The following is a 25,495-nucleotide window of genomic DNA, read 5'->3' as shown; positions in this document are numbered from 1 at the left end:
GAAGGTTCACGCGCGTTGATCGATTACCTCGGAGGTCATCAACGCGCGTGAGGTTTTCGCAAAAATTACTTCGCCGCCGTCACCATGATCTCGACGGTGTATTGCGGGGCGGCCAGCTTGGCTTCGACGGTGGCGCGCGCAGGCGTATTGCCGGGCGAGACCCAGGCGTCCCACACAGCGTTCATCTCTGCGAAGGTCTTCATGTCGGTGATGTAGATCGTGGCCGAGAGCAGCTTCGACTTGTCGGTGCCGGCCTTGGCGAGGTGACCGTCGATGGTCGCCAGGATGTCCTGGGTCTGCTTCGTCACGCTTTCGCCGGCCGCCTTGTTGGCGACGACACCGGCGAGATAGACGGTGTTGCCGTGCACGACGACCTGGCTCATGCGCGGGCCGGTTTCAAAACGCTGAATGCTCATCTGGATCTCCTGGCTGGAATGGCGGCCCTGTCTAGCCCAGCGGTTTGCACTGTGCCACCCCTTGGCACGCGTGCGTTGCCTGCCACGCATGCGTTGCCCGGCACGCATGCGTGGGGCAGCAACGCCGTTCACGGAAACCGGCTGAAGAACGTCCAGATCGTTTCGGCGCCGTCGATGTCGCCGTTCTGCGGTCCGAGCAGGTTCCTGGCGACCTTCGGGAATCGGGCATCCGGAGCAAAGCCTGGCATGCGGTGGCCGCCGTGGTTGATGCGATAGAGCACGACGTCGTGCCCAGCCGGACAGCGCGAGCTGATACGCGTGACCGTGGACTGGTCCGCGGGCGCCGCGTCGGGCATGTCGGTGATCCCGGCGTCGTCGGTCTCGCAGCCATTGAGCCTGCGCCAGAACGCCAGCGTCTCATCCGTCGACCAGAATCCCTCTGCGGCAAAATAGCTCGATCCGCGCCCGCCCTCATAAGGGACCAGCGGATCTTCCGTCCCGTTCATGAGCAGCATCGGCAGCGGCCGCGACGGATGACAGGTGACGGCGGCTTCATCGTTGAGGTTCATGATCACACTCGCAGCCGCCGCAAACAGATCGGCCCGCGCGCAGGCCATGGTCATCGCCATGGCACCGCCATTGGAGACGCCGGCGACGTAGACGCGCTTCGCATCGGCCGTGCCGTCGGCCACCAGCTTCTCGACCAGCCTTGCGATGAAGGCGACGTCATCGGTGCCGACCGGTGGTCCGCGCAGGGCCGGCCCCGCCTTAGTGCGCGCGTCCGCCCATGCGTTGTTGAGCCCGTCCGGAAACACCACGGCGAGGCCCTCGCGCTTGGCAACCTGCGGCCAGGCCGTCCGCGTGACCATGTCGGCGCCGCGCTGGGTCTTGCCATGCAGCACGATGACGAGCGGTGCGGGCCGCTTGGCCGGCAGTTGCGCGGTGTAGGAGCGCTTCACCCCGTTGACATCGACCGTATCGGCGGACGCAGCCGAAGCTGCCGTCAAAGCAGCGATCAGCGTGGCGATGCGCATCCGCCGCCGCATGGTCTAGCCCACTGCCTTGGCGGCGGCACGGCCCGCATTGCGGCCCGAGAACAGGCAGCCGCCCAGAAAGGTGCCTTCCAGCGAGCGATAGCCATGCACGCCGCCGCCACCGAAGCCGGCGGCCTCGCCGACGGCGTAAAGGCCGGGAATGACGCGGCCCTCCTCCCCGAACACGCGGGAGTCGAGATCGGTCTCGAAGCCGCCCAGCGTCTTGCGGGTGAGGATGTTGAGCTTCACGGCGATCAGCGGCCCATGCGCGGGATCGAGGATGCGGTGCGGAGAAGCGGTGCGGATCAACTTGTCGCCGATATAGCGGCGCGCATTGTGGATGTTCATGACCTGCGCATCCTTGACGTAGGGATTGGCGATCTCGCGGTCGCGCGCCTCGATCTGCATCCTGATGTGCTCGAGCTTGAGGAGATCGCTGCCGGCGAGCTTGTTCATGGCCGCAACGAGCTCATCGAGCTTGTCGCGGACAATGAAGTCGACACCATGGCTCTTGAACGCCTCCACCGGCGCCGGCGCGCCCTTGTTGGTGGCGCGGCGAAGCGTCATGCGCCAGCTCTTGCCGGTCAGGTCCGGGTTCTGCTCCGAGCCCGACAGCGCAAACTCTTTCTTGATGATGCTCTGGGTCAGGATGAACCAGGAATAGTCGTAGCCTGTCGACATGATGTATTTGAGCTGGCCGAGCGTGTCCGAGCCCGGGAATAGCGGCGCCGGCAGCCGCGTGCCTGTCGCGTCGAACCACATCGAGGAAGGACCCGGCAGGATGCGGATGCCGTGGCGCGGCCAGATCGGGTTCCAGTTCTGGATGCCCTCGACGTAGTGCCACATGCGGTCGCGATTGATCAGCCGTGCGCCGGTCTTTTCCGTGATGCCTATCATGCGCCCGTCGACATGCTCGGGCACGCCGGAGATCATGAACTTCGGGGGCTCACCGAGCCGCTCCGGCCAGTTCTGCCGCACCAGCTCGTGGTTGCCGCCGATGCCGCCGGAGGCGACGATCACGGCCTGCGCCTTCAACGCGAAGTCACCGACCACGTTGCGCGAGGAGCTCTTGCCGCGCTCTGCATCATCAGGCGCAAGAACGACGCCGCTGACGCCATCCACCGTGCCATTGGTGACCGAGAGCGCATCGACGCGATGGCGGAATCGGAAGATCAATCGGCCGGTCTTCATCGCCTCGCGCGCGCGGCGCTCGAACGGCTCGACGATGCCCGGGCCGGTGCCCCAGGTGACGTGGAAGCGCGGCACCGAATTGCCGTGGCCCATCGCATCATATCCGCCGCGCTCGGCCCAGCCGACCACGGGAAAGAAGCGATGGCCCATCGCGCGCAGCCAGCCGCGCTTCTCGCCGGCCGCGAAGGCCACATAGGCTTCGGCCCATTGGCGCGGCCAGAAATCCTCGTCGCGGTCGAAGCCGGCGGTGCCGAGCCAGTCCTGCATGGCAAGCTCGTAGGAGTCCTTGATGCCGAGCCGGCGCTGCTCCGGCGAATCGACCAGGAACAATCCGCCGAACGACCAGAACGCCTGGCCCCCCAGCGACTGCTCGCCTTCCTGGTCGATAACGATCACGCGCTTGCCCGCATCAGCGATCTCAGTGGCGGCAACGAGGCCCGACAGTCCCGCGCCGACGACGATGACATCCGTTTCTTGAACCATGCGCTTCCCCCTCCAAGTTCTTCTCCTCCTCAAGGGTTCCCCCCTGTAGTTGCCCGGATTGAAGCCAGCGGTTGCAACTGAGATCAAGGGTATGGCGCGCAAGACCTCGTTAACTTGTTCCACTTTGGGATGGAGACCGGCCGGGTGCAGCGCGGACGCAACACTGGATTTAATTTGTTTTGAGCCAGCAGGCCTGCCTAGACAAAGCCTCGGTTACGACCGACGCTAGCCGTGCATCATCACCTGACACACAGATTCGAATTCGACTGGGGCGGGGGAAAATGAATTTTCTGACGGGGTTGCTTGCGGCGGTTCTCTTGATCGCAGGCATGGGGGCTTCTCACGCGGTGGTTCGGATCGCGGATGACCGCGGCGGCCGGATCGGAACCTACGTCGACAAGTACCAGGACCTCAGGCAATCGGGCGAGACGGTCATCATCGATGGCCTCTGCGCCTCGGCCTGTACCATCGTTCTCGGTGCTATCCCGCACGACCGGATCTGCGTGACCTCGCATGCGACGCTGGGCTTCCATGCCGCCTGGGATTTCGGCGCCAACGGCCGCGCCATCACCAATCCCGAAGCGACCCAGATGCTCTATGCGATGTATCCCTCGCAGATCAGGCGCTGGATCGGCCAGCGGGGCGGCCTCACCCCGCGGATGCTCTTCCTGAGGGGCAAGCAGCTCCAGGCCATGTACAAGCCGTGCTACCTGGACGCGCAGGCCTCGACGACCAGGCCGTCGCGCCGGTCGCTCCCGCAAGCTGAGCCGCTCGAATCCGCCCGGGGCCAGCTCCTCCACTGACATCCACAGGCTGGCGGCGTCCTCTGGCGCCGCCGCGGCGTCTTGCCAGCTGGCGGAGCCTTGCCTGCTGGCGGCGCCTTGCCCGCAGCCGGCGCAAAGCCTATCTGAAAGCCAGGGAACCGGGGCCTTCGTCCCGATTGTTGTCATGGCTCAACCGCTGCACCCGGCACATCGGCTATCGGACAATTCGCCCACTGCCGGGCGGATGCCATCCGTGCTGCTGTGGGCGGGCGCTGCAATCGGCGGTCTCGCCGTGATCGGCGCGCTGGCGCTCTGGTTCCACTATGGCAGCCAGGTGTTCTTCGAAATGATCAGGACCGGCTTTGCCGCCTGCTTCTGACCTGCGACAGGAAGTTTTCCGCCCATGAGCTCCGCCACCCGTCCGCTGGTGATCGCGACCGCCTTCGCTACAAGCCTCGTCGTCGGGCTCCTGATCATGTTCTGGGCCCTGGGCGGGGTCGGCAAGGTGGCACAGCCGGCCGCGATCGGCGGCCCGTTCCAGCTGACCGACCAGAACGGCAAGGCCGTCACCGACAAGAGCCTGAAGGGCAAGCCGACCCTGATCTTCTTCGGCTACACCCATTGCCCCGACGTCTGCCCGACCTCGCTGTTCGAGATCTCGGAAGTGCTGCGCGCGCTGGGCAAGGACGCCGACAAGGTCAATGCCATCTTCATTTCGGTCGATCCCGAGCGCGACACGCCGGCGACGATGAAGGATTACCTGTCGAGCTTCGATCCGCACCTCCAGGGCCTGTCCGGCGACCCCGCCGAGACCGCCAAGGTGATCTCCTCCTACCGGGTCTATGCCAAAAAGGTCCCGACCAAGGACGGCGATTACACGATGGACCACACCGCGCTGATCTACCTGATGGACCGCGAGGGCAGGTTCGTCTCGCCGTTCAATTTGAAGCGGACGCCGGAAGAGGCAGCGGTTGATTTGAAGCGGTATCTCTGAGCTTCACGCTGGCCACAATCGGCGCTCGCGTTCCCGGCGGGATGGTCTATAAGGCCCTCCGATCCCGACGAAATTCATTCCTTCGGCCGATGGCTCCATCGCAACAGGCGAAATCGCTCAAATCTGTCCGTGGCTTGCTGGCAGGGCTGGCTGCTGGCCTTTGCCTGCTCGGCGGCCTCACCGAGGCGAACGCGCAAGCTCCCGCCAAGCGGCCTCCGGCTGCGCCACAGACCACCCCTCAGGCGGCGCCCCAGGCCGCCCCGCAGGCGGTGCCCGGGTTCTGGGACCCGCGCCGGCGCCCCGAACGGCCGGACCTGTCCCGCCTGACCGTGATCCGCTTCCTGACCGAGACCGACTATCCGCCGTTCAACTACACCGGTGCGGACGGCAATCCGGCCGGCTTCAACGTCGATTTCGCCCGCGCCCTGTGCGAGGAGATCAAGGTCACCTGCACGGTGCAGATGCGGCGTTTCGAGACGCTGGTCGATGCGCTCACCTCCAACCGGGGCGATGCCATCATCGCCTCCATGGCGGTGAGCCCGCAGCTGCGCGCCCGCGTCGACTTCACCGATCCCTATTACCGCGTGCCGGCGCGCTTCGTCTCGCGCAAGGATGCGGTGATGCCGGAGATCCGCCCCGAATATCTCGAGGGCAAGAAGGTCGGCGCCATCGCCGGCTCGGCGCACGAGGCGTATCTCAAGGCGATGTTCACCGACGCCGAGCTGCACGCCTACCCCAATGACGATGCGATGCGCGCAGCTCTGCGCAGGGGCGAGGTCGACTTCATCTTCGGCGACGCCATCTCGCTGGCGTTCTGGATCAACGGCACGGATTCGGCCGATTGCTGCGCCTTCTCCGGCGGTCCGTTCGTCGAGAGCCGTTTCTTCGGCGAGGGCATCGGCATCGCCGTGCGCAAGGGCAACGACGTGCTGCGCCAGGCCCTGAACTGGGCGATGTTCCGGATCTGGGAAAAAGGCCGCTACACCGATCTCTGGCTACGGTATTTCTCGGTCAGTCCGTTCTGACCTCCGCCTGCAGCGGGAGTGCGGACGATCGCAGAGATCATCACGCGCGCGTCATACCCATTCACCACGCCTGAAATTCCCGGTCCCGCCCGCCCGCGAATTCCGCTATTGAAGGACGCGGCAATCGTTCCGTCCTCTCCGCGAGCATTCCGCGTTCGTCGATCCGTCTCGCCGGTGCGCAGGTTCAATGCAGCTTTACCTCCCGATCGCCGATCTTCCGGTCAACGTCTTCCTGGTGCTCGCCATGGGCGCGGCGGTCGGCTTCGTCTCCGGCATGTTCGGCATCGGCGGCGGCTTCTTGATGACGCCGCTTTTGATCTTCATCGGCATCACGCCGGCGGTCGCGGTGGCCTCCGTGGCGAGCCACATCGCGGCCTCCTCCTTTTCCGGCGCCCTCTCCTATTGGCGGCGGCGCGCGATCGATCCGGCGCTGGCGAGCGTGTTGTTATGCGGCGGCGTGACCGGCACGACGCTCGGCGTCTGGACCTTCACCCAGCTGCGGGCGCTCGGCCAGCTCGACCTGATGATCGCGCTCTCCTACGTCGTGCTGCTCACCACGGTCGGCAGCCTGATGTTCTCGGAAGGATTGCGCGCCTTGATGCGGACCCGGCGCGGGGCGCTGCCGCCGCGCCGCACCCACAACTGGATCCACGGCCTGCCGCTGAAGATGCGGTTCAAGCGCTCGAAGATCTATCTCTCGGTCATCCCCGTGGTGATCGTCGGCATCGTGATCGGTTTCATCGGCGCCATCATGGGTATAGGCGGCGGCTTCATCCTGGTGCCGATCATGATCTATCTCTTGAGGGTGCCGACCTCGACGGTGATCGGGACCTCGATGGTTCTCACCGTCGTCACCATGCTGTTCGCGACCATGCTGCACGCGGCGACCAATCACCTGGTCGATGCCGTGCTGGCGCTGATCCTGATGGTCGGCGGCGTCACCGGCGCGCAGTTCGGCGCCCGTGCCGGCCAGAAGATCCGCGGCGAGCAGCTGCGGCTGCTGCTGGGCTTGCTCATCCTCTCGGTCGGAATCCGCTTCGCGATCGAGCTGGTGATCCAACCCTCCGATCTCTTCACCATCCGTGAGCTCGGAGTGAGCCGATGAGGCGCATGCTTCTCGCCATCGTCCTCGTCCTGCTGCTCGGCGGCGCTGCGCGGGCCGAGCGGCTGATTGTGTCGGTCTCGAATCACCGGGTCACGGTGACGCCGAACTATTCCGGCGAGGAGCTGGTGCTGTTCGGCTCGGTCGAGAAGGATACGACGACGCCCGCGGACCGCACGGCCTACGACCTCGTCGTCACCGTGATGGGCCCGCGCGCCGACATGGTGACGCGGCGGAAGGAGCGCACCTTCGGCATCTGGATCAACACCGACTACCGCCAATTCCTGCAGGTGCCGAGCTATCTCGCGCTGTTCGCCAACCGCCCGCTCGACGCCATCACCTCGCCCGAGATCGCGCGGCGGCAGCAGATCGGGCTCAACAACGTGCTGCTGACGCAGCGGGTCAGCGGCGACTTTGCCGACGTGGTGCCCAACGATGCGTTCCGCTCGGCCTTCATTCGCCTGCGCACCCAGCGCGGGCTCTACCGCGAAGACGGAAGCGCGGTCACGTTCCTGACGCCGACGCTGTTCCGCACCGGCATTCCGCTGCCCGCGGAGGTGCCGATCGGCACCTATGAGATCGAGATCAAGTTGTTCGCCAACGGCGCGTTCATCGGCAAGACCGAGACCGCGTTCGAGATCGTCAAGGTCGGCTTCGAGCAGTTCGTCGCCACCACTGCCCGCCAGAATGGCCTGATCTACGGCCTCGCCACCGTTGCGATGGCGCTGATGACGGGGTGGATGGCCTCGATCGTGTTCAGGAAGGACTAGCCCCCCGTCATTGCGAGCGCAGCGAAGCAATCCAGACTGCCTCCGCTGCGGCAGTCTGGATTGCTTCGTCGCAAGAGCTCCTCGCAATGACGATAGTGAACAGCGGGGCCTCCACCTACACCACCGCCTTCGCCGGCCGCGTCACCAGATAGATGCCGAGCGCGACCGGAATGATGCCAAGCAGGTCGCGCGCCTCGATGTGCTCGCCGAGGACGAGGAATGCGAACAGCATGCCGAGCGGCGGCATCAGGAAATGATAGGCGCTGGCGGCGGTGGCGCCACACGTCTTCAAGAGACGAAACCAGAGCCAAGAAGCGATGATCGAGCCGCCGAGCACGAGAAAGGCGAAGGCGCCGATCAGGCTCGGCGTATAGTCGATCGCGTCGACATCGGCGAAGGTGAGCGCGACCGGTGTCAGTACGATGCCGGCCGCGAGGTTCTGCACGCCATTGCCGATCCACAGGGATCCCTTCGGCGCCAGCAGCTTGAACAGGATGGTGCCGGCCACGATCGAAGCGAGCGAGGCCAGCGTGAAAACGATGCCGTGCAGCGAATCGGTGCCGACCGACAGGCGGTGCCAGACGATTGCGGTCACGCCGATGATGCCGAGCAAGAGGCCGCTCGCCTTGCGCCAGGTCATGCCTTCGCCGAGCAGCAGCGCGGCAAGGCCCGCGGTGAACACCGGATTGGCTGACACGATCAGGCCGCCGAGGCCGGCGGAGACCGATTGCAGGCCGGTGTAGCCGAGGCCGAGATAGAGCGCATTGTTGGCGATGCCGAGCACCGCGAAGATCGCGGCATCGCGCCACGACAACGACCAGGCTTCGCCGCGGATCAACGTGGCGCCCAGGATCAAGATACCCGCGAGCGAGAAGCGCGCGGCGAGCAGGATCAGCGGCGGGCAATGGGTGACGCCGATCTTGCCGGCGATGAAGGCGTAGCTCCAGAGCAGGCAGAACAGGCCGATCGCGAGCGGCAATGTGTTGAAGCGGCTGCGGGGGGCGGGAAGCGAGCTGGCGAGCGACATGAGGGGCATTCTCGGATGTTTTTTTCTGCCCTCGATCTAGGGAGGCCGCTTGCCATTTGGAAATTAAATGATTAACTCGCGCCCAGTGGATTTCTTAATGGAGGCGGCCGTGCTCGATCTCGAGCTGCTGCGCAGCTTCGTCTCGGTGGTCGAGGCCGGCGGCTTCACCCGCGCCGGCGAGCGCGTCCACCGCACGCAATCGACCGTGAGTCAGCAGATCAAGCGGCTGGAGGAGGATGTCGGTCAGGTGCTGCTGCACCGCGACGGCAAGGACGTGCGCCCGACCGAGGCCGGCGAGCGGCTGCTGTCCTATGCGCGGCGATTGCTCTCGCTGGCCGAGGAGGCGCGCGACGTGCTGCGCCAGCCTGATAGCGATGGCGCGATCCGGCTCGGCATCCCCGAGGACTTTGCCGCGTACCGGCTGGCAAAACTGCTGGGCGCTTTCTCGCGCTCGCATCCGGGATTGCGGCTGGACGTGCGCGCCGACCAGAGCAAGCATCTCGCCCGCGATCTCCAACGCGGCGAGCTCGACCTTGCGCTCTACAAGCGCGAGGCTGGCGCGAAGGACGCGATCGCGGTGTGGCCGGAGCGGGTGCACTGGGTCACCAGCAAGAGCCACCCGGTCGACGTCAACGTGCCGTCGGTGCCGCTGATCGGCTTTCCGCTCGGCTGCATCTACCGCGCCGGCGCCATCCACGCGCTGGAAACGGCCGGCCGCGCTTGGCACACCGCCTACACCTCATCGAGCCTCGCCGGCATTCAGGCCGCGGTCGCCGCCGGCATGGGCCTCAGCATCCTGTCGGAGATGGCGATCCAGACCGACCACCGCGTGCTGACGGCGAAGGACGGCTTTGCGCCGATCAACAAGACCGAGGTTGCACTGATGGCTTCGCCGGATGCGAGCCCGGCGACGCTGCGGCTTGCGGACCGTCTCGCGGAGTTTTGCGATACGGTGCAGAGCAAGGCGGCTTGAGCTCGCCAAAGCTCCTACGGCTCTCAATTCGCTGCGGATATCAGCTTGTCGCCGCACGCGCTTGCGTAAAACTTGCCGCCGCATTGGCGCTTGATCGCAGCGCAGCGGGCTGCGGGCGACGCCTTCTGCGGCACTGTGAAGCCGCAGCTGAGGCCATCGGCGCTGCGACCGGTCGTGCCGGCGGCAAACGCCGCACTGGTGGCGCTGATGCAGACGACGAGCAGGGCCGCAGTGGCGATTTCGATCAGCAGTCTCACGGTCCGCTTCTCCACACTGATGGCTGAATCTTTCGTAATCTAGCACCGAATCTGGGTTTCTCCGTGCTCCTCCGGGTTCCCAATTCGGCCCATTCCTTGCATAAATTTGCGCCAGCGCAGTGCACGACCTCGCGGGCGACAGTTCCGGTGCAAGGGCAGGACGCGTAGAGTTAAGAGTTGTTTCGACCTAGGAAGTAACGGCTTTGCAGGATTCATCGTTCCAGCCCAGTTATCCGGCCCCCGGCCAGCCCATCGACGAACTCGCGCTGGCCGAGATCAAGGGCGCAATCCTGGCGAAGCTGCGCCTTGCCATCGGCAAGGACGCTGGCATGGCGACCAGGCACGATTGGTACCAGGCCGCGGCGCTCGCGCTGCGCGACCGCATCGTGCATCGCTGGCTCACGGCCGAGAAGCACAGCTACGACGCGGGCCGCAAGCGGGTTTACTATCTCTCGCTCGAATTCCTGATCGGCCGGCTCTTCACCGACGCGCTCAACAACATGGGCCTGCTCAAGATCTTCGAGGTCGCGCTCGGCGATCTCGGCGTCTCGCTGCCGGAGCTGCGCAAATGCGAGCCGGATGCGGCGCTCGGCAATGGCGGCCTCGGCCGGCTCGCCGCCTGCTTCATGGAGAGCATGGCGACGCTGTCGATCCCCGCGATCGGCTACGGCATCCGCTACGATTACGGCCTGTTCCGCCAGATCATCAATCAGGGCTGGCAGCAGGAATATCCCGACGAATGGCTGAGCTTCGGCAATCCCTGGGAATTGCAGCGACCCGAGGTGATCTACGACGTCAATTTCGGCGGCGGCGTCGAGCATGTCGACGACAAGGGCCGCGACCGCTCGATCTGGCATCCTGCTGAAACCGTGCAGGCGATCGCCTATGACACGCCGATCGTCGGCTGGCGCGGCCAGCACGTCAATGCGCTGCGGCTGTGGTCGGCGCGCTCGCCCGATCCGCTCAAGTTAGATGCCTTCAACAAAGGCGATTACGTCAGCGCCAGCGCCGAGCAGGCGCGCGCGGAGGCGATCTGCAAGTTCCTCTATCCGAACGACGAGAGCCCGGCGGGCCGCGAGCTGCGGCTGCGCCAGGAATATTTCTTCGTCTCCGCCTCGCTCCAGGACCTGGTGAAGCGGCATCTCGCCTCCGACGGCCAGCTGCGCAACCTCGCCGGCAAGGTCGCGGTGCAGCTCAACGACACCCATCCGAGCCTTGCCGTCACCGAGCTGATGCGCATCCTCGTCGACCTCCACAATTTCCGCTGGGACGAGGCCTGGAAGATCACGGTCGCCACCCTCTCCTACACCAACCACACGCTGCTGCCGGAGGCGCTGGAGACCTGGCCGGTCGAGCTGTTCGAGCGGCTGCTGCCGCGGCATCTGGAGATCATCTACCGCATCAACGTGCAGCATCTGGCGCTCGCCGAAGCGCGCTGCCCCGGCGACATCGACTTCCGCGCCTCGGTCTCGCTGATCGACGAGAAGAGCGGCCGCCGCGTGCGCATGGGCCAGCTCGCCTTCGTCGGCTCGCACCGCATCAACGGGGTCTCGGCGATGCATTCGGACCTGATGCGCGAGACCGTGTTCCACGACCTCAACCATCTCTATCCCGGACGGATCACCAACAAGACCAACGGCATCACCTTCCGACGCTGGCTGATGCTGGCGAACCCGAAGCTGACCGATTTGTTGCGCGAGAGCTGCGGCGATGCCGTGCTCGACGATCCGACCCAGCTCTCGCTGATCGAGGCGCGCGCCAGCGACGTCGAGTTCCAGAAGAAGTTCCGCAGCGTCAAGCACCACAACAAGGCCCAGCTCGCCCGCCTGATCGGCGAACGGCTCGGCATCAGGGTCGACCCGGGCGCATTGTTCGACGTGCAGATCAAGCGCATCCACGAATACAAGCGCCAGCTGCTCAACGTCATCGAAACGGTCGCGCTGTACCAGGCCATCAAGGACGAGCCCAACGGCAATTGGGTGCCGCGGGTGAAGATCTTCGCCGGCAAGGCGGCGGCGAGCTATCGCTACGCCAAGCTGATCATCAAGCTGATCAACGACGTCGCCGAAATCGTCAACAACGATCCCGCGATCGGCGGCAAGCTCAAGGTCGTGTTCCTGCCCGACTACAATGTCAGCCTCGCCGAGGTGATCATTCCCGCCGCCGATCTGTCCGAGCAGATATCCACCGCGGGCATGGAAGCCTCCGGCACCGGCAACATGAAGCTGGCACTCAACGGCGCCATCACCATCGGCACGCTCGACGGCGCCAATATCGAGATCCGCGACCATGTCGGCACCGAGAACATCGCGATCTTCGGCATGGAGGCCGGCGACGTGATGATCCGGCGCAAGCAGGGCCTGGATGCCTCCGACGTGATCCGCAGGTCGCCGAAGCTGCAGCGTGCCATCAACGCGATCGGCGCCGGCGAGTTCTCGCCCGGCGACCCCGGCCGTTTCGAATCGATCGCGCACGCGCTGCGTTATCTCGACCATTACATGGTCAGTGCCGATTTCGATTCCTACTACGAGGCGCAGCGCGCGGTCGATGCGCGCTGGCAGGTGGCGCCGGCCTGGACCCGCGCCTCGATCCTCAATGTCGCGCGCATGGCCTGGTTCTCGTCCGACCGCACCATCCGCGAATATGCCGAGGAGATCTGGAACGTGCCGGTCAATCCGACCACGCCGCTGCTGCCGAACCTGCGCGACGCCGCGGGCTGATTTTCCGCGACGTGGAAGCGGCCTTACCTGCCAGGTTATTGCTTTAGCAGGATAGCCATCATATCACGGCTTGAGATTTTTCTGGCCGGAGTTGATCGTGCCTGTCGGCGAGTATGTCACCCCGGATGGGCAGTTTCGATTCCTCGTCATCTGTCCCGATGGGGACTGGACGTTGGGTTTCGACGGCTTCCCCTGGCACACGCACGGCAGCATCCTCGCCAGTCTCTCCGGGAAGGACGAGGAAACTGCCATCGACGACTTCATCGCCCACCTGACGAGCGGCAAGAGCATCATCGCTGTAAAGCGCATAGGAGGCTCGATCACAGACGTCTGGGTTACAGACGATCCAGCGGATGATGCCCTGAGTTCGCGGCAATATGGCCCCGATGACGAGACGATGGAGTTTCGTCGTTGGGACGGAAGCTCAGTAGAGGTCTAACCCATGCACGCCAAGCTCCCGCACCCGTTCGACGAGGCCACGCGCGTCACCGCCGGTGACTCTAGCTGGCAGGGACACACCAGCGACGATTACTGGGCCTTTGTCGGCCCGTTCGGCGGCGCCACCGCCGCGACCATTTTGCGGGCGCTGATCGAGCACCCGCAAGCCGCGGGCGATCCGCTCGCCCTCACCGTCAATTATTGCGCGCCGATCGCCAAGGGTCCGTTCGATCTCGACGTGCGCCTCGTCAAGGCCAACCGCTCCAGCCAGCACTGGAGCGTCGAGCTTAGCCAAGGCGGCGGCGAGGTCGCAACGCTCGCCACCGCGGTGTTCGCCGAGCGCCGTCCGTCCTGGGAGCACAGGGTGGCGCAATATCCGGATGCCAAGCCGTTCGAGCAGACGCTGCCATTCCCGAAGATCTCGGCATCCTGGGCCAACCAGTACGAATTCCGCTTCGTCGAGGGCGAGATGCGGATCGGCCCGCCGCAGGCCGAGCCCGCCAGCACCTACTCGAAGATCTGGATCAGCGACCGCACGCCGCGCAAGCTCGACATGCTGTCGCTGATGTCGATGTCGGACGCCTTCTTCGGCCGCATTTTCCACGCCCGGCGCGAGCTGGTGCCGTTCGGCACGGTGTCGCTGACGACCTATTTCCACACCGACGCCGAGGAGCTCGCGGCTGAAGACATCACGCGCGTGTTGGCGACGGCGGATTCGAAGATCATGCACAAGAGCTACGCCGACCAGAACGCCGAGCTGTGGTCGCCAAACGGGCGGCTGCTCGCGACCACGACGCAGATCGCGTATTTCAAGGCGTAGCTTTCTCCTCCCCTCTCCCCTTGTGGGAGAGGGTGGATCGCCGCGTAGCGGCGAGACGGGCGAGGGGTTCTCTCCGCGGGCACTTCCCTCGCACTTGAGTTTGCGGATAGAACCCCTCATCCGGCGCTTCGCGCCACCTTCTCCCGCAAGGGGAGAAGGAAAGAAAAAGGGCGGCCTTTCGGCCGCCCTTTCGCAATTCAAACAATGCGACCTTACTCCGCGGCGAGCTTCACGTCCGGCGCGGCCGCGCGCACCTCGGCGTCCACCTGTGCTTCGAACTTGGCAAAATTCTTCTGGAACATGCCGACCAGGGCGCGGGCGGTCTTGTCGAACTCGTCCTTGTCCTTCCAGGTGTTGACCGGGTTGAGGATCTCGGCCGGCACGCCCGGCAGCGCGGTCGGGACCGCGAAGCCGAAATACTTGTCGGTGCGGAATTCGACGTTGCGAAGCGAGCCGTCGAGCGCGGCGGTGAGCAGCGCGCGCGTCACCTTGATCGGCATGCGCGAGCCGACACCATACTTGCCGCCGGTCCACCCGGTGTTGACCAGCCAGCAATCGACATTGTGCTGGGCGATGAGGTCGCGCAGCATGTTGCCGTAGACGGATGGATCGAGCGGCAGGAAGGGCGAGCCGAAGCAGGTCGAGAATTCCGGCTGCGGCTCGTTGCCGAGGCCGCGCTCGGTGCCGGCGACCTTGGCGGTGTAGCCGGACAGGAAGTGATACATCGCCTGCGCCGGCGAGAGCTTGGCGATCGGCGGCAGCACGCCGAAGGCGTCGGCGGCGAGCATCACCACGTTCTTCGGCTGCGGCGCGCGGCCGGTGCGCGAGGCGTTCGGGATGAAGTCGAGCGGATAGGCCGAACGCGTGTTCTCGGTCTTGGAGCCGTCGTCGAAATCGACGACGCGGGTGTCCTCATCGAGCACGCAGTTCTCGAGCACCGCGCCGAAGCGGGTCGAGGCGGCATAGATCTCCGGTTCGGCTTCCTGCGACAGCTTGATGCACTTGGCGTAGCAGCCGCCTTCGAAATTGAAGACGCCGTTCGGGCCCCAGCCGTGCTCGTCGTCGCCAATCAGCGTGCGGTTGGGATCGGCCGACAGCGTCGTCTTGCCGGTGCCCGACAGGCCGAAGAAGATCGCGGTGTCGCCCTTGGCGCCGACATTCGCCGAGCAGTGCATCGGCATCACACCGCGCTCGGGCAGGTAATAATTCAGCGTCGTGAAGACCGACTTCTTCATCTCGCCGGCATAATAAGACCCGCCGATCAGGACGATCTTGCGGGCGAAATCGATCGCGACCACGTTCTCCGAGCGGCAGCCATGGCGTTTAGGATCGGCGCGGAAGCTCGGCATGTCGATGATGGTGAGCTCCGGCACGAAGGTCGGCAGCTCGATCGCCTCGGGGCGGATCAGCAGCGTGCGGATGAACAGCGAGTGCCAGGCAAGCTCGGTGAAGACGCGCGTCTTGATCCGGTAGGCCGGGTCGGCGCCGCCATAGAGGTCCTGCGCGAACAGGCGCTTGCCTTCGGCGTGCTTGAGGAAGTCCTGGTAGAGCGTCTCGAATTGCTCTGCGGTGATCGACTGGTTGCCGGCCCACCACATCTTCTTGTCGGTGGTGGCGTCGCGCACCGTGAACTTGTCCTTCGGGCTGCGCCCGGTGAACTCGCCGGTGTCGGCGCAGAGCGCGCCGTCGGCGGAGAGCACCGCCTCACCCGCTGCCAGCGAGTATTGATAGAGTTGTGGCGCACCCAGATTCCAGTGAACCTGCTTGAGATTCTTTAAGCCGAATTTGTCGGCGCCGAAGGCACCGTTGCGCACGCCCGTCTCTTGCACGAAAAATCCCTCCTAGAACCCGCGACATCAAGCGCGGCCAAGTTTGGCGCCGTCGCGATCACCGTGAATATGGGCCGTTCGGCCTCGGCTGAACGACCTAATAATGATGAACGCAGGCGTTGCCAAGCTGATCCCGCAGGATTTGGTTTATTCAAGGACCGCGCCAAACGCCGCGCATGTCAGCTCTGTAAGGCCGCATCGAGAAAGTGCGGATGATCGCGCAACCAAATGCACATCTGCGCGTTATGCGCGCAACCAAATGCACATCTGCGCGTTATGTCCGGTTATTGCGACGCACAATCACTGCGTCGACACCCCTATCTTACCTCGCCCTCTCCGATCAACGCGAACGGTCCCCACATCGCGGGATAAGCGTTGCGCGGCGACGAGGCGTCGTCGAGATAGGTTAACATCGCGCGGCGCAAGGCTTCGGCGCGGCCGAGCTTTGGCTCGTTCTTCAGCAGCTCGAACGTCGACGTTGTCAAGCGGGTCGCAGCCTCCGAATCCACGGCCCAATGCGACACCAGGAGCGCGCGAGCACCTGCGTAGAAGAACGAGCGCGCCAATCCCGACAACGCCTCGGCACCGGGCTTGTCGCCCGCGATGGTGTTGCAGGCAGACAGCACAACCCAATCGGCATTGAGCTTGAGCTGGGCCACTTCGCTCGCGGTGAGAAGACCATCGTCGAGCTCCGTCGGCTGGTCGGGGATGGAGAGCGCCAGCGAGGGCTCCCCCAATCCCTTGACATCGCCGGCGACGAGGCCGTGGGTGGCAAAGTAGATGATGCCGTATTGGGCAAGCGCTGCACGCTTGAGCGTCGTTTCGCTGGCGTCGCGGCCGAGATGGATGTCAGCCTCGGCAGCGCCGACGTCCCTCGCCACCGCGTTCAATTCGTCGGCGGTATCGGGCAGCTGCGGCAGCGCCTGGGCCAGCCGCGCACGATCCACGCCCGCGCCGCGCCAGAAGTCGGCATAGGCGATCGTCGCGATGCTGCGTGCGGCGACCTTGCCGTTCGCGGCACGCCGGTCGGCAGGCCCTTCGGCTGCAGGGTTGAACACGGGATCGCCGAAACCGGTCATCGGCTTGACGCTTTGATCCCTGCGGGCAAAAGCGCGCAGCGATTTCAGGCTGATCACTGACGGCAGGACCGAAACGGCCTGACGCCGCAGCAGCCAGGCAGCACTGCGATAGCCCTCGAGCCGGTCCGGGATCGCAGCCTGTGGCTTCTCTGTGACCAGCAGATGAAACGGCAATGCGGTCAATGCCGCCGACGGCACGACCAGCAGGTTGCGCTTGTCCTTGGTCAGCGCCTCAACCGGGCCGAGCAGCGCGACATAGAGCTCGTTGGCAAGACCGAGGTCGAACAATCCCGATTTGCCGGATGCATCGCGCGCCTTGCCGACATCGAGCCCCCTGCGGAAGGCCGTGACCTTCTGTGCGACCGCGTCCGCTCCGAGCGGAATCTCCTTCCAGTCGACGCTCTCGCGCGTGATCGCGACGACATAGCTCCGCCTGTCGACGACGGAATAGACCACCATCGCCTCGTCGGACGCCAGCAGCGGCTGGATGTCCTTGACGGTCAGCGGCAGCGGGTTGGATAGCGAGGAATAGTCGGGAAACTCGACGGCGAGCGTCTTCTGCAATCCATTGCGCGCGCCCGCGATCGCCGCAATCCGCACGCGGCTGCGCTGCTCGGCCGCGACGTCGCGCTGCGCCGATGGCTTCGACACCGCAGCGATGATCGCCTTGTCGAGCGCTTCCGACTCGGCCGCGAGATCCTGATCCTTGCGCACGAGCTCGGCGAGCCGGTCGCTGCCGGCGGCGAGCCGCACCGCGAGCTTGTTCACGGCAGAAGCGGCAGAGGATTGCGTGCCGCGCTGGATCGCAGCAAGCGCATCGTCGAGCGCCTTCTCGCTCTCCAGCAGCGATTGCTGCCGTGCCGCGAACAGGATCGGCAGCACGACGCGCAGCTGCGCACGATTGGCCGCAAGCGTCTTCTGCGCCAACGGCAAGGCATCCGCCGTCCGCCCCGTCGCCTGCAGAAAGTCGGCAAGATTGCTCGTCGAAGTCGCGACATCAGGGTGATCCGGCCCGAGCGCGCGTTCGCGGATCGCCAGCGCGCGACGATACAGCGGCTCGGCATCGGCAAAACGCTGCTGGTGCTGGTAGAGCCCGGCGAGATTATTGAGCGAGCGCGCGACGTCGGGGTGTTCAGGCCCCAGCACCTTTTCGCGGATCGCGAGCGAGCGCTTGATCGGCGCTTCGGCACCGGCGTCGCGATTGAGGTCGCGCTCGACCTGTCCGATGTTGTTCAGGACCGTGGCGACCGCGGGATGCTCGGGACCGGCAGCCTTCTGATAGATCGCGAGCGCACGGCGGAACAGTGGCTCGGCATCGGCCGGACGCTGCTGCTTGGCGTAGAGCGTGGCGATATTGTTGAGGGATTGACCGACGTCGGGATGCTCGCGCGGCAGCGCCTTCTCGCGCACGGCAAGTGCACGCTTGAACAGCGGCTCGGCCTCTGCGAAGCGACCCTGCCGCTGATAGAGCGCGGCAAGATTGGTCAGCTCGGCCGCAACCAGGGCGTTGTCGGAGCCGAGCGATTTTTCCATGAGTGCGATCGCGCGCTTGTAGAGCGGCTCAGCCAGATCGTCCCGTCCCTGACCGGCATGGACCTGGCCGAGATTGTTCAACGCGCCCGAGAGATCGCGGCCGTTGTCCTTCTCCAGGCTGGCGACCATCGCCTGCGCCAACGGCAGCGCTTCCGAATATTTTCCGGCACCGATGAGCGCGGTGAGCCGCGCGCTCTCGGCGGCGAGACCTTTCTGCGCAAGGGCTGGCGTGGCGAGCAAGGTGGTGATGGCGAGCGCGAGAGCCGCCGTCCATGCCAAACGTTGACGCGTCATGACCCCTCTCGCTGCGAGCCCGAAAACCATCACGGTCATGGGTCGCGGCGATCGGTAGCCGCGTTCAAGCGGTTGCGCCCTGGTCCACCTTCGTGCGCGCTTCGCCAGCGAGACGGACCAGCATCTTGCGAAGCGCCGTGCCATCCGTCACCCGCTCCGGGAAGTCCAGCCGCAGCGTTGCCTGGCCGACCTGCATGTCGAGGCCTTCAGGATCACAGCCGGTACAGCGCCAGTCGCCCTCGGTGGCGCCGAGCAGCTTCGTGGCATAAAGATTGAGGGCGTCGCGATGGTCGGCGTTCATGTGCTCGACGGCGCCCTCCTCCGCCGCCAGCAGGTCCTCGGCGCCGGTGAGGTCCGTCAGGAATTGCTCCGGCTTGAGGTCGACGATCCGGCCAAAGCCGGCGACCAGATGTGTTCCCGTGGGCCGGATCCGGAAGAAGGAGAAATCCTTAAAAGAAACAAAGCCTTCTGCCGAGGGATGAGCACTCAGATACCGTCGCTGGAGCAGATCCTTGTTGGAATCGGCCTCCTCGGCTCGGCCGGACAGCATGATCCGGGCGCCTTCCAGGGGATCGCCGGCCGCGCGCTCGTCCAGCATCAGCGAGACCCTGGAGTCCGCGAGGACGTTCTTGGTGTGCACGGCGAGGCGCGAGATCAGCAGGATCGGCGAGCCGTCGGGATGGCTGGCCAGATTGACCAGGGAACAATAGGGATCGCCGTTGCCGACCATCAGCGTCGCCAGAGCCCCCTGCCGGGACCGCCTCAGCAGCGATTTGGCGAGCTTTGCGGGGTCGAAATTGGGGGTGGGTTGCATTGGCTTTCTCGGCTCAGGTGGTTGCAAGGAGGGCCTTTTTTCGGGTAAACGGGGGCCCGGTTATGGGTCGAGATGCGGCGAATCTGCCGTGTTTCGTGGAACTTGGTCACACTTCAGCCCAGCTTGCATTGCTCGGTGACAAGGTTCGAACGCCACTTTGGCACCCATGTATGCGGCGCATCACTGATTGCTCGCCGTTTCAAGCCACGACCCAAACGGAAAGCAGAAAGCAGAGAGGCTCATGCCCACAATCGCTTTGGTCGACGACGACCGCAACATTCTCACATCCGTCTCGATCGCGCTGGAAGCCGAAGGCTACCGTATCATGACCTACACCGACGGCGCTTCCGCGCTCGACGGTTTCCGTACCACCCAGCCCGATCTCGCCATCCTCGACATCAAGATGCCGCGCATGGACGGCATGGAGACGCTGCGCCGTCTCAGGCAAAAGTCCGACCTGCCGGTGATCTTCCTCACCTCCAAGGACGAGGAGATCGACGAGCTGTTCGGCCTCAAGATGGGCGCCGACGACTTCATCCGCAAACCGTTCTCGCAGCGTCTGCTGGTCGAGCGCGTCAAGGCGGTGCTGCGGCGCTCGGCGCCGAAGGATCCGACCGTTGCGCCGAAGGAGAACGACGCCAAGGCGCTCGACCGCGGTCTGCTGCGCATGGACCCCGAGCGCCATACCTGCACCTGGAAGAACGAGCCGGTGACGCTCACCGTGACCGAATTCCTCATCCTGCAGGCGCTCGCGACCCGGCCCGGCGTGGTGAAGAGCCGCAACGCGCTGATGGACGCCGCCTATGACGACCAGGTCTATGTCGACGACCGCACCATCGACAGCCACATCAAGCGGCTGCGCAAGAAGTTCAAGGTGGTCGACAACGAGTTCGAGATGATCGAGACGCTCTACGGCGTCGGCTACCGTTTCAAGGAAGCCTGAGGGCGCCTCCTCCACGGCGATCGAGAGCATCTCCGGTTCTCGTTCCATCGGGACGAGGATCGCTCTAGGATGCGGGGACCTTCGCACGGGCCGTCCTAACGCGGGCGTAAGCATTGCTTGACCGAACGCAGCCTGACCCTAACCAGAGCGCCGGGGATATCGCATCCGACGGCGTTCAGGAGCACGTTGCCGACAACAAGCCGCAGGGCTTCCGGCCGCTGAACTGGTTGAAACGCGCCGGGCAGTTCTTCTTCGCGCTGTCCTTCTCGAGCCTGACCCGCCGCATCGTCTCGCTCAACCTCGCCGGCCTCGTCGCGCTTGTGGCGAGCATCCTGTACCTGTCGCAATTCCGTGCCGGCCTGATCGACGCCCGCGCCCAGAGCCTGCTGGTGCAGGCCGAGATCATCGCCGGCGCGATCGCGGCCTCTGCCACGGTGCAGACCAACGCCATCACCATCGATCCCGACCGGCTGCTCGACCTCAAGCCGGGCGAGACCTATGGCGGCTCGGACGAGTATTCGCCGCTGGACTTCCCGATCAATCCGGAGCGCGTCGCGCCGGTGCTGCGCACCTTGATCTCGCCGACCAAGACGCGCGCCCGTATCTACGATCCGAACGGCAGCCTGCTGCTCGACAGCCGCAACCTCGAAAACGTTCTGCGCTTTCCGCTGCCTCCGCCGGCCGAGCAACCCGGCATCATCGAGCGTGGCAAGGTCGCGGTGCGCACCTGGCTGAACCGCGGCGACCTGCCGCTCTATCGCGAGCTCGGGCCCGAGAACGGCAACGGCTATGCCGAAGTGGGCGACGCCCTCCAGGGCCAGAAACGCTCGATGGTGCGGGTCAATGCACGCGGCGAGGTGATCGTCTCGGTCGCTGTCCCCGTGCTGCGCTCGCGTGCGATCCACGGCGCCTTGATGCTGTCGACGCAAGGCGACGACATCGACCAGATGGTCACCGCCGAGCGCCTCGCCATCCTGAAGGTCGGCGGCGTCGCCGCCGCCGTCATGATCATGCTGTCACTGCTGCTGGCGAGCACGATCGCAGGTCCAGTGCGCCGGCTCGCCGACAGCGCCGAACGCGTCCGCCGCCGCATCAAGGCCCGCATCGAGATTCCCGATTTCACCCGCCGCCGCGACGAGATCGGCCACCTCTCCGGCGCGCTGCGCGACATGACCAGCGCGCTCTACAGCCGCATCGAGGCGATCGAGATGTTCGCTGCCGACGTTGCCCATGAATTGAAGAACCCGCTGACCTCGCTGCGCTCGGCGGTCGAGACGCTGCCGCTGGCGCGCAACGAGAACAGCCGCGCCCGCCTGCTCGAGGTGATCGAGCACGACGTCAAGCGGCTCGACCGGCTGATCTCCGACATCTCCGACGCCAGCCGCCTCGATGCCGAGCTGCAGCGCCAGGATGCGATCCCGGTCGATTTGCGCCGGCTGCTGACGACGCTGGTGTCCGTCGCCAACGAAACCAAGCTCGGCCACGACGTCGCGGTCGAAACGCGCTTCGAGGGCCGCAGCCCGACCGACACTTTCGCCGTGAGCGGCCACGATTCCCGGCTCGGACAGGTCGTCTCCAACCTGCTCTCCAACGCGCAATCCTTCTCCGAACGCGGCAGCAAGGTGCGCCTCACCTGCCGCCGCGTCCGCTCCGAGATCGAGATCGTGGTCGACGACGACGGCCCCGGCATTCGCGAGGACGCGCTGGAGCGCATCTTCGAGCGCTTCTACACCGACCGCCCGCATCAGGGCTTTGGCCAGAACTCCGGCCTCGGCCTGTCGATCTCCAAGCAGATCGTCGACGCCCATGGCGGACGGATCTGGGCGGAGAACCGCCCTGGCCCGCCGGACGCCGACGGCACTCCGACAATTGCCGGTGCGCGCTTCGTGGTCAGGCTGCCGGCGCTATGAACGAAGGCGGGCCCAGCGTTCACGCCTCTGCCGTCAAGGTCGGGCCTTACGCCGTGCTGATCCGCGGGCCCTCGGGGTCCGGCAAATCGCGGCTTGCCTTCGATCTAATCATGGCGGGGCGCTCAGGCGTCGTGGAAAGGGCCGTTCTGGTCGGTGACGACCGTGTCCATCTGGCGACACTCGGCCACGAAATTGAGGTCCGCCCCGCGCCTCGCCTGGCGGGCCTGATCGAGATCCGGGGCCTCGGAATCCGCCGCTGCGACTTCGTGGAGCATGCGACTGTCGGTCTCGTGGTCGATCTGGCCGCAGTCGACGCGGAGCGCCTGCCGCCGGCTGAAGCCCTGAAAACCAGCATTTTTGGTGTCGAAATACCGCGAATCCCTGTTGCCCGCGACTATTCGCCCCTTCCCCTGGTTGTTGCGGCCTTGACCACTACCAAGAGTTCATCTTCCGTTAACCCATCAGGCGATTGTTTGAAGGGAAATGGTAACCATATGAACCCCACTATCGCGACCGAATAGACCGGCGCAGCTCCCCTCATCCATCCGTCTAGATTCAGGGAGATACGCAACATCCCCTCTTGCGCGGGGGCTCTGGATGGTCAAAGTGGCGCGTTCGTGCGGTGCACCAAAAGCGCCCGCGAGGAGTTTTCCGATGATTGGTCTAGTACTTGTGACCCACGGGCGCCTTGCCGACGAATTCAAGGCAGCGCTTGAGCATGTCATGGGCCCACAAAAGCAAATCGAAGCGATCACGATCGGCGCCGAAGATGATTCCGATCTCTGCCGAAGCGACATCATCGAGGCGGTCAACCGCGTCGATTCCGGCGACGGCGTTGCGATCCTCACCGACATGTTCGGCGGCACGCCGTCGAACCTGGCAATATCCTGCATGAGCCGGCCCAAGGTCGAAGTGCTCGCGGGCATCAACCTGCCCATGCTGGTCAAGCTTGCCAAGGTGCGCGAGGAGCGACCGCTGCCCGACGCGATCGCGATGGCGCAGGAAGCTGGCCGCAAATACGTCACCATCGCCAGCCGGGTGCTCGCCGGCAAATGAGCGAGGAGGCGCCACAAGCCGCGACCGGCGTGCCCGCGGGCGCGATCTCCAAGGATCTCCTGATCATCAACAAGCGCGGCCTGCACGCCCGCGCCTCGGCGAAATTCGTCCAGGCGGTCGAGCGCTTCGATGCGCAGGTGTGGGTGACACGCGGCGGCGAGACCGTCGGCGGCACCTCGATCATGGGCTTGATGATGCTCGCCGCGGGTCCTGGCACGACGATCACGGTGGCGGCGGCAGGGACCGACGCCGAAGCCGCGCTCGCGGCGATCACGGAGCTCGTTGAAAGCAAGTTCAACGAGGAAGGGGTTTAGGCCCTTCTCTCACCACGCGGCCAGGTGCGCTCCCTCGCCCCGTACTTGCGGGAGAGGTGACGAAATCATTTCCCCGGCGGCGCGAAGTAGATGTTCCAGCTCATCGACGGTCCGGCCTTGCCGTTGGTGAAGCGGCGCGTTGTCATCACGATGCGCTCGGCGTTGGGCGCAACCTCCGACACCCATTTCTCGAACGCGGGCAGGCGGCCGTCGGTCGGATCGAACACGCCGATGAAGCCGTACTTCCTGGCGTCGTCGCGCGAGGTCAGTCCGGAATCCCAGGCCTCCAACGGCAGCAGCGCGGACGGATGATCCGGGCTGTAGAACACCAGCGGCTGGATCTGCTCCATCGTGCCGGCAACGACGGCCCAGCGCGAGCCGAAGCGGGTGTGCCAGGCCTGGGTCAATTCGCGCGCGAGCTCCGAGCGCGCGCCATAGATCTGGGCATTGCCGGCATTGGCCGCCATCTCGCGCGCGGCGATCCAGGGCGAAGCGGCGAGCGTCGCGGCGCTGAGCACGAGCCAGATCGCGGCGATGTTGAACAGCGCGGCGCTCTGCACGCGCAGCGTCGGGATCGCGACCAGTGCGAGCGGCACCAGGAAGAACAGCGAGATGCCCCAATCCGTCTTCATGTAGATGCTGAAGGCGAGCGCCCCGAGCGGCGGGCCGACTGCGACGATGACCTGGACGATCCAGACATTCAGCGCCTGCGAGACATTGACTCCTGCATTGGCGCCACGCGCCCAGGCGCGCGTGACGATGCGCGACGGCGCAGCCAGCAGCAATCTGCCCCATGGCGGCACCAGCGCCATGGCCAGCGCCGCGAGCGCCACCGGCAATGCCAGCAGCGCGAAGTTGTGCAGCACATAGCCCGCGACGAGCTGATGCACCTGGGCCTTGTCCTGAAGGCTGTAGGTGTCGCCGGCATAGGTCAGCGGCACGAAATGCGCATCCGCCAGCCAGACGAGGTGCGGGATCATCGCCGCGACCATCGTGGCAATCGCGACCCACGGCGCGGGCGACGACAGGAAGCGCAACCGGTCGGGATGGATCAACGCGGCGAGGCCGATCGCGCCGATCATGGTCAGCACCCAATATTTGGTCATCAGCGCCAGCGCGCCGGCAAGCCCGAGCAGGATTCCGGATTGCCAGCTCCGCTTCTCGAAGGCGTTGAGATAAGCGAGCACCAGGAGCGCCAGCGTGACGAGCTGCAGCAGGTCCGGGTTGTACTTGAAGCCCTTGAAATTGAAGATCGGGTAGAGCGCGATCATCACCACGACCAGGAACGCGCGGCGCGCATCCACCACGCGCAAGGCGATCAGCCAGCAGATCACCATGCCGACGCTCACCGTCGTCATCGCCAGCGCATAGGTCGCCCAGTCCGCCGCCGGGAGCGCCTTGAACCAGAGGCCGGCCACCCAGCCCGACAACGGCGGGTGCTTGCCATAGCCCCAGAGGAATTTCTGGCCCCAGCCCCAGGCTTCTGCGACGTCCATATGAACGTCCTGCGCCGCCTTAAGATTGATCAGGATGAAGGTCCAGAGCACTGCATGCAGGATGGCAAATTGGATCACCAGCCACAGGCGCGCCTCGGGGCGGACCGCACAGGCAACCAGGAAGGCCCGGAAGCGGTTGTAACTCAAGCGGGTCTTTGCCCGCGCTCCGGCAGTGCGAAGAGAGGTCGTGGACATGGCCGTGCGTAGCGCGTT

General features: G+C 65.2%; 24 protein-coding genes. 15 read left to right on the top strand and 9 right to left on the bottom strand.

Annotation, left to right across the window (positions count from 1 at the left end):
* Nucleotides 1–65: 65 nt before the first annotated feature.
* The 3 genes from I6F09_RS31005 to I6F09_RS30995 form a co-directional block, all read right to left on the bottom strand.
* Nucleotides 66–416 carry a RidA family protein gene (locus I6F09_RS31005; RefSeq protein ID WP_025032572.1) on the bottom strand — a complete coding sequence of 117 codons (351 nt, stop codon included), beginning with the start codon at nt 414–416 and terminating at the stop codon, nt 66–68.
* Nucleotides 417–544: 128 nt separating this feature from the next.
* Nucleotides 545–1,462, bottom strand: coding sequence for a PHB depolymerase family esterase (locus tag I6F09_RS31000; protein WP_036014144.1), 918 nt, complete (start codon nt 1,460–1,462; stop codon nt 545–547).
* A 3-nt stretch (nt 1,463–1,465) separates the two neighbouring features.
* The gene (locus I6F09_RS30995) at nt 1,466–3,124 is read right to left on the bottom strand and encodes an FAD-binding dehydrogenase (RefSeq protein ID WP_225189769.1); all 1,659 of its coding nucleotides are present in this window, start codon (nt 3,122–3,124) and stop codon (nt 1,466–1,468) included.
* Between the two features lie 281 nt (nt 3,125–3,405).
* Here I6F09_RS30995 and I6F09_RS30990 point away from each other — a divergent pair, with 281 nt between their 5' ends.
* The 6 genes from I6F09_RS30990 to I6F09_RS30965 all read left to right on the top strand — a co-directional run bounded on the left by I6F09_RS30990 (nt 3,406) and on the right by I6F09_RS30965 (nt 7,779).
* Nucleotides 3,406–3,927, top strand: coding sequence for a hypothetical protein (locus I6F09_RS30990; RefSeq protein ID WP_036014153.1), 522 nt, complete (start codon nt 3,406–3,408; stop codon nt 3,925–3,927).
* A 145-nt stretch (nt 3,928–4,072) separates the two neighbouring features.
* Complete coding sequence (locus I6F09_RS30985; RefSeq protein WP_036014155.1) at nt 4,073–4,267, top strand: hypothetical protein; 195 nt, start codon at nt 4,073–4,075, stop codon at nt 4,265–4,267.
* A 24-nt stretch (nt 4,268–4,291) separates the two neighbouring features.
* Nucleotides 4,292–4,882 carry an SCO family protein gene (locus I6F09_RS30980; RefSeq protein WP_225189768.1) on the top strand — a complete coding sequence of 197 codons (591 nt, stop codon included), beginning with the start codon at nt 4,292–4,294 and terminating at the stop codon, nt 4,880–4,882.
* An 89-nt stretch (nt 4,883–4,971) separates the two neighbouring features.
* Nucleotides 4,972–5,907 carry a transporter substrate-binding domain-containing protein gene (locus I6F09_RS30975; protein WP_036014158.1) on the top strand — a complete coding sequence of 312 codons (936 nt, stop codon included), beginning with the start codon at nt 4,972–4,974 and terminating at the stop codon, nt 5,905–5,907.
* A 187-nt stretch (nt 5,908–6,094) separates the two neighbouring features.
* On the top strand, nt 6,095–7,012 hold the full coding sequence (locus I6F09_RS30970; RefSeq protein ID WP_074448058.1) for a sulfite exporter TauE/SafE family protein: 918 nt from the start codon (nt 6,095–6,097) through the stop codon (nt 7,010–7,012).
* The gene (locus I6F09_RS30965; protein ID WP_036014162.1) at nt 7,009–7,779 is read left to right on the top strand and encodes a TIGR02186 family protein; all 771 of its coding nucleotides are present in this window, start codon (nt 7,009–7,011) and stop codon (nt 7,777–7,779) included. The genes I6F09_RS30970 and I6F09_RS30965 overlap by 4 nt, the downstream gene beginning before the upstream one ends.
* 115 nt (nt 7,780–7,894) lie before the next feature.
* Here I6F09_RS30965 and I6F09_RS30960 read toward each other — a convergent pair whose 3' ends face one another.
* Nucleotides 7,895–8,806: a DMT family transporter gene (locus tag I6F09_RS30960; RefSeq protein ID WP_225114582.1), complete on the bottom strand. Its 912-nt coding sequence runs from the start codon at nt 8,804–8,806 to the stop codon at nt 7,895–7,897.
* A 109-nt stretch (nt 8,807–8,915) separates the two neighbouring features.
* Between I6F09_RS30960 and I6F09_RS30955 the strand changes: the two genes are divergently transcribed.
* Nucleotides 8,916–9,779, top strand: coding sequence for a LysR substrate-binding domain-containing protein (locus I6F09_RS30955; RefSeq protein WP_225127163.1), 864 nt, complete (start codon nt 8,916–8,918; stop codon nt 9,777–9,779).
* A gap of 23 nt (nt 9,780–9,802) precedes the next feature.
* On the opposite strand, the gene I6F09_RS30950 is transcribed toward I6F09_RS30955, so the two are convergent.
* Nucleotides 9,803–10,036: a hypothetical protein gene (locus tag I6F09_RS30950; RefSeq protein ID WP_036014169.1), complete on the bottom strand. Its 234-nt coding sequence runs from the start codon at nt 10,034–10,036 to the stop codon at nt 9,803–9,805.
* Between the two features lie 203 nt (nt 10,037–10,239).
* Between I6F09_RS30950 and I6F09_RS30945 the strand changes: the two genes are divergently transcribed.
* From I6F09_RS30945 to I6F09_RS30935, 3 genes are all read left to right on the top strand, one after another.
* Nucleotides 10,240–12,756: a glycogen/starch/alpha-glucan phosphorylase gene (locus I6F09_RS30945; protein WP_036041825.1), complete on the top strand. Its 2,517-nt coding sequence runs from the start codon at nt 10,240–10,242 to the stop codon at nt 12,754–12,756.
* A 97-nt stretch (nt 12,757–12,853) separates the two neighbouring features.
* The gene (locus I6F09_RS30940; protein ID WP_225189767.1) at nt 12,854–13,195 is read left to right on the top strand and encodes a hypothetical protein; all 342 of its coding nucleotides are present in this window, start codon (nt 12,854–12,856) and stop codon (nt 13,193–13,195) included.
* 3 nt (nt 13,196–13,198) lie between these two features.
* Entirely contained in the window at nt 13,199–14,014 is an 816-nt protein-coding gene (locus I6F09_RS30935) for a thioesterase family protein (RefSeq protein WP_109145473.1), read from the top strand.
* Between the two features lie 212 nt (nt 14,015–14,226).
* Here I6F09_RS30935 and I6F09_RS30930 read toward each other — a convergent pair whose 3' ends face one another.
* From I6F09_RS30930 to I6F09_RS30920, 3 genes are all read right to left on the bottom strand, one after another.
* Nucleotides 14,227–15,843: a phosphoenolpyruvate carboxykinase gene (locus I6F09_RS30930; RefSeq protein WP_109145474.1), complete on the bottom strand. Its 1,617-nt coding sequence runs from the start codon at nt 15,841–15,843 to the stop codon at nt 14,227–14,229.
* A gap of 317 nt (nt 15,844–16,160) precedes the next feature.
* Entirely contained in the window at nt 16,161–18,749 is a 2,589-nt protein-coding gene (locus tag I6F09_RS30925) for a CHAT domain-containing tetratricopeptide repeat protein (protein ID WP_225150825.1), read from the bottom strand.
* 64 nt (nt 18,750–18,813) lie between these two features.
* Entirely contained in the window at nt 18,814–19,563 is a 750-nt protein-coding gene (locus I6F09_RS30920; RefSeq protein WP_036026441.1) for a DUF2470 domain-containing protein, read from the bottom strand.
* Between the two features lie 241 nt (nt 19,564–19,804).
* Here I6F09_RS30920 and I6F09_RS30915 point away from each other — a divergent pair, with 241 nt between their 5' ends.
* The 5 genes from I6F09_RS30915 (at nt 19,805) to I6F09_RS30895 (ending at nt 23,786) form a co-directional block, all read left to right on the top strand.
* The gene (locus I6F09_RS30915; RefSeq protein WP_008542552.1) at nt 19,805–20,506 is read left to right on the top strand and encodes a response regulator transcription factor; all 702 of its coding nucleotides are present in this window, start codon (nt 19,805–19,807) and stop codon (nt 20,504–20,506) included.
* Nucleotides 20,507–20,619: 113 nt separating this feature from the next.
* Complete coding sequence (locus I6F09_RS30910) at nt 20,620–22,416, top strand: sensor histidine kinase (protein ID WP_225130995.1); 1,797 nt, start codon at nt 20,620–20,622, stop codon at nt 22,414–22,416.
* Nucleotides 22,413–22,937 (top strand): HPr kinase/phosphatase C-terminal domain-containing protein, encoded by a 525-nt coding sequence (locus I6F09_RS30905; RefSeq protein WP_057027499.1) that lies wholly within the window; start codon nt 22,413–22,415, stop codon nt 22,935–22,937. The genes I6F09_RS30910 and I6F09_RS30905 overlap by 4 nt, the downstream gene beginning before the upstream one ends.
* A 133-nt stretch (nt 22,938–23,070) precedes the next feature.
* Nucleotides 23,071–23,472 (top strand): PTS sugar transporter subunit IIA, encoded by a 402-nt coding sequence (locus I6F09_RS30900; protein WP_007597752.1) that lies wholly within the window; start codon nt 23,071–23,073, stop codon nt 23,470–23,472.
* Nucleotides 23,469–23,786: an HPr family phosphocarrier protein gene (locus I6F09_RS30895; RefSeq protein ID WP_036014186.1), complete on the top strand. Its 318-nt coding sequence runs from the start codon at nt 23,469–23,471 to the stop codon at nt 23,784–23,786. Before I6F09_RS30900 ends, I6F09_RS30895 begins: the two co-directional genes overlap by 4 nt.
* Nucleotides 23,787–23,851: 65 nt before the next feature.
* On the opposite strand, the gene I6F09_RS30890 is transcribed toward I6F09_RS30895, so the two are convergent.
* On the bottom strand, nt 23,852–25,477 hold the full coding sequence (locus I6F09_RS30890; RefSeq protein WP_225189766.1) for a glycosyltransferase family 39 protein: 1,626 nt from the start codon (nt 25,475–25,477) through the stop codon (nt 23,852–23,854).
* Between the last annotated feature and the right edge of the window lie 18 nt (nt 25,478–25,495).

The organism is Bradyrhizobium sp. IC3195, assembly GCF_020193585.1.
Classification (GTDB): Bacteria; Pseudomonadota; Alphaproteobacteria; order Rhizobiales; family Xanthobacteraceae; genus Bradyrhizobium; species Bradyrhizobium yuanmingense.
This window is presented reverse-complemented; position numbering and strand designations above follow the sequence as displayed.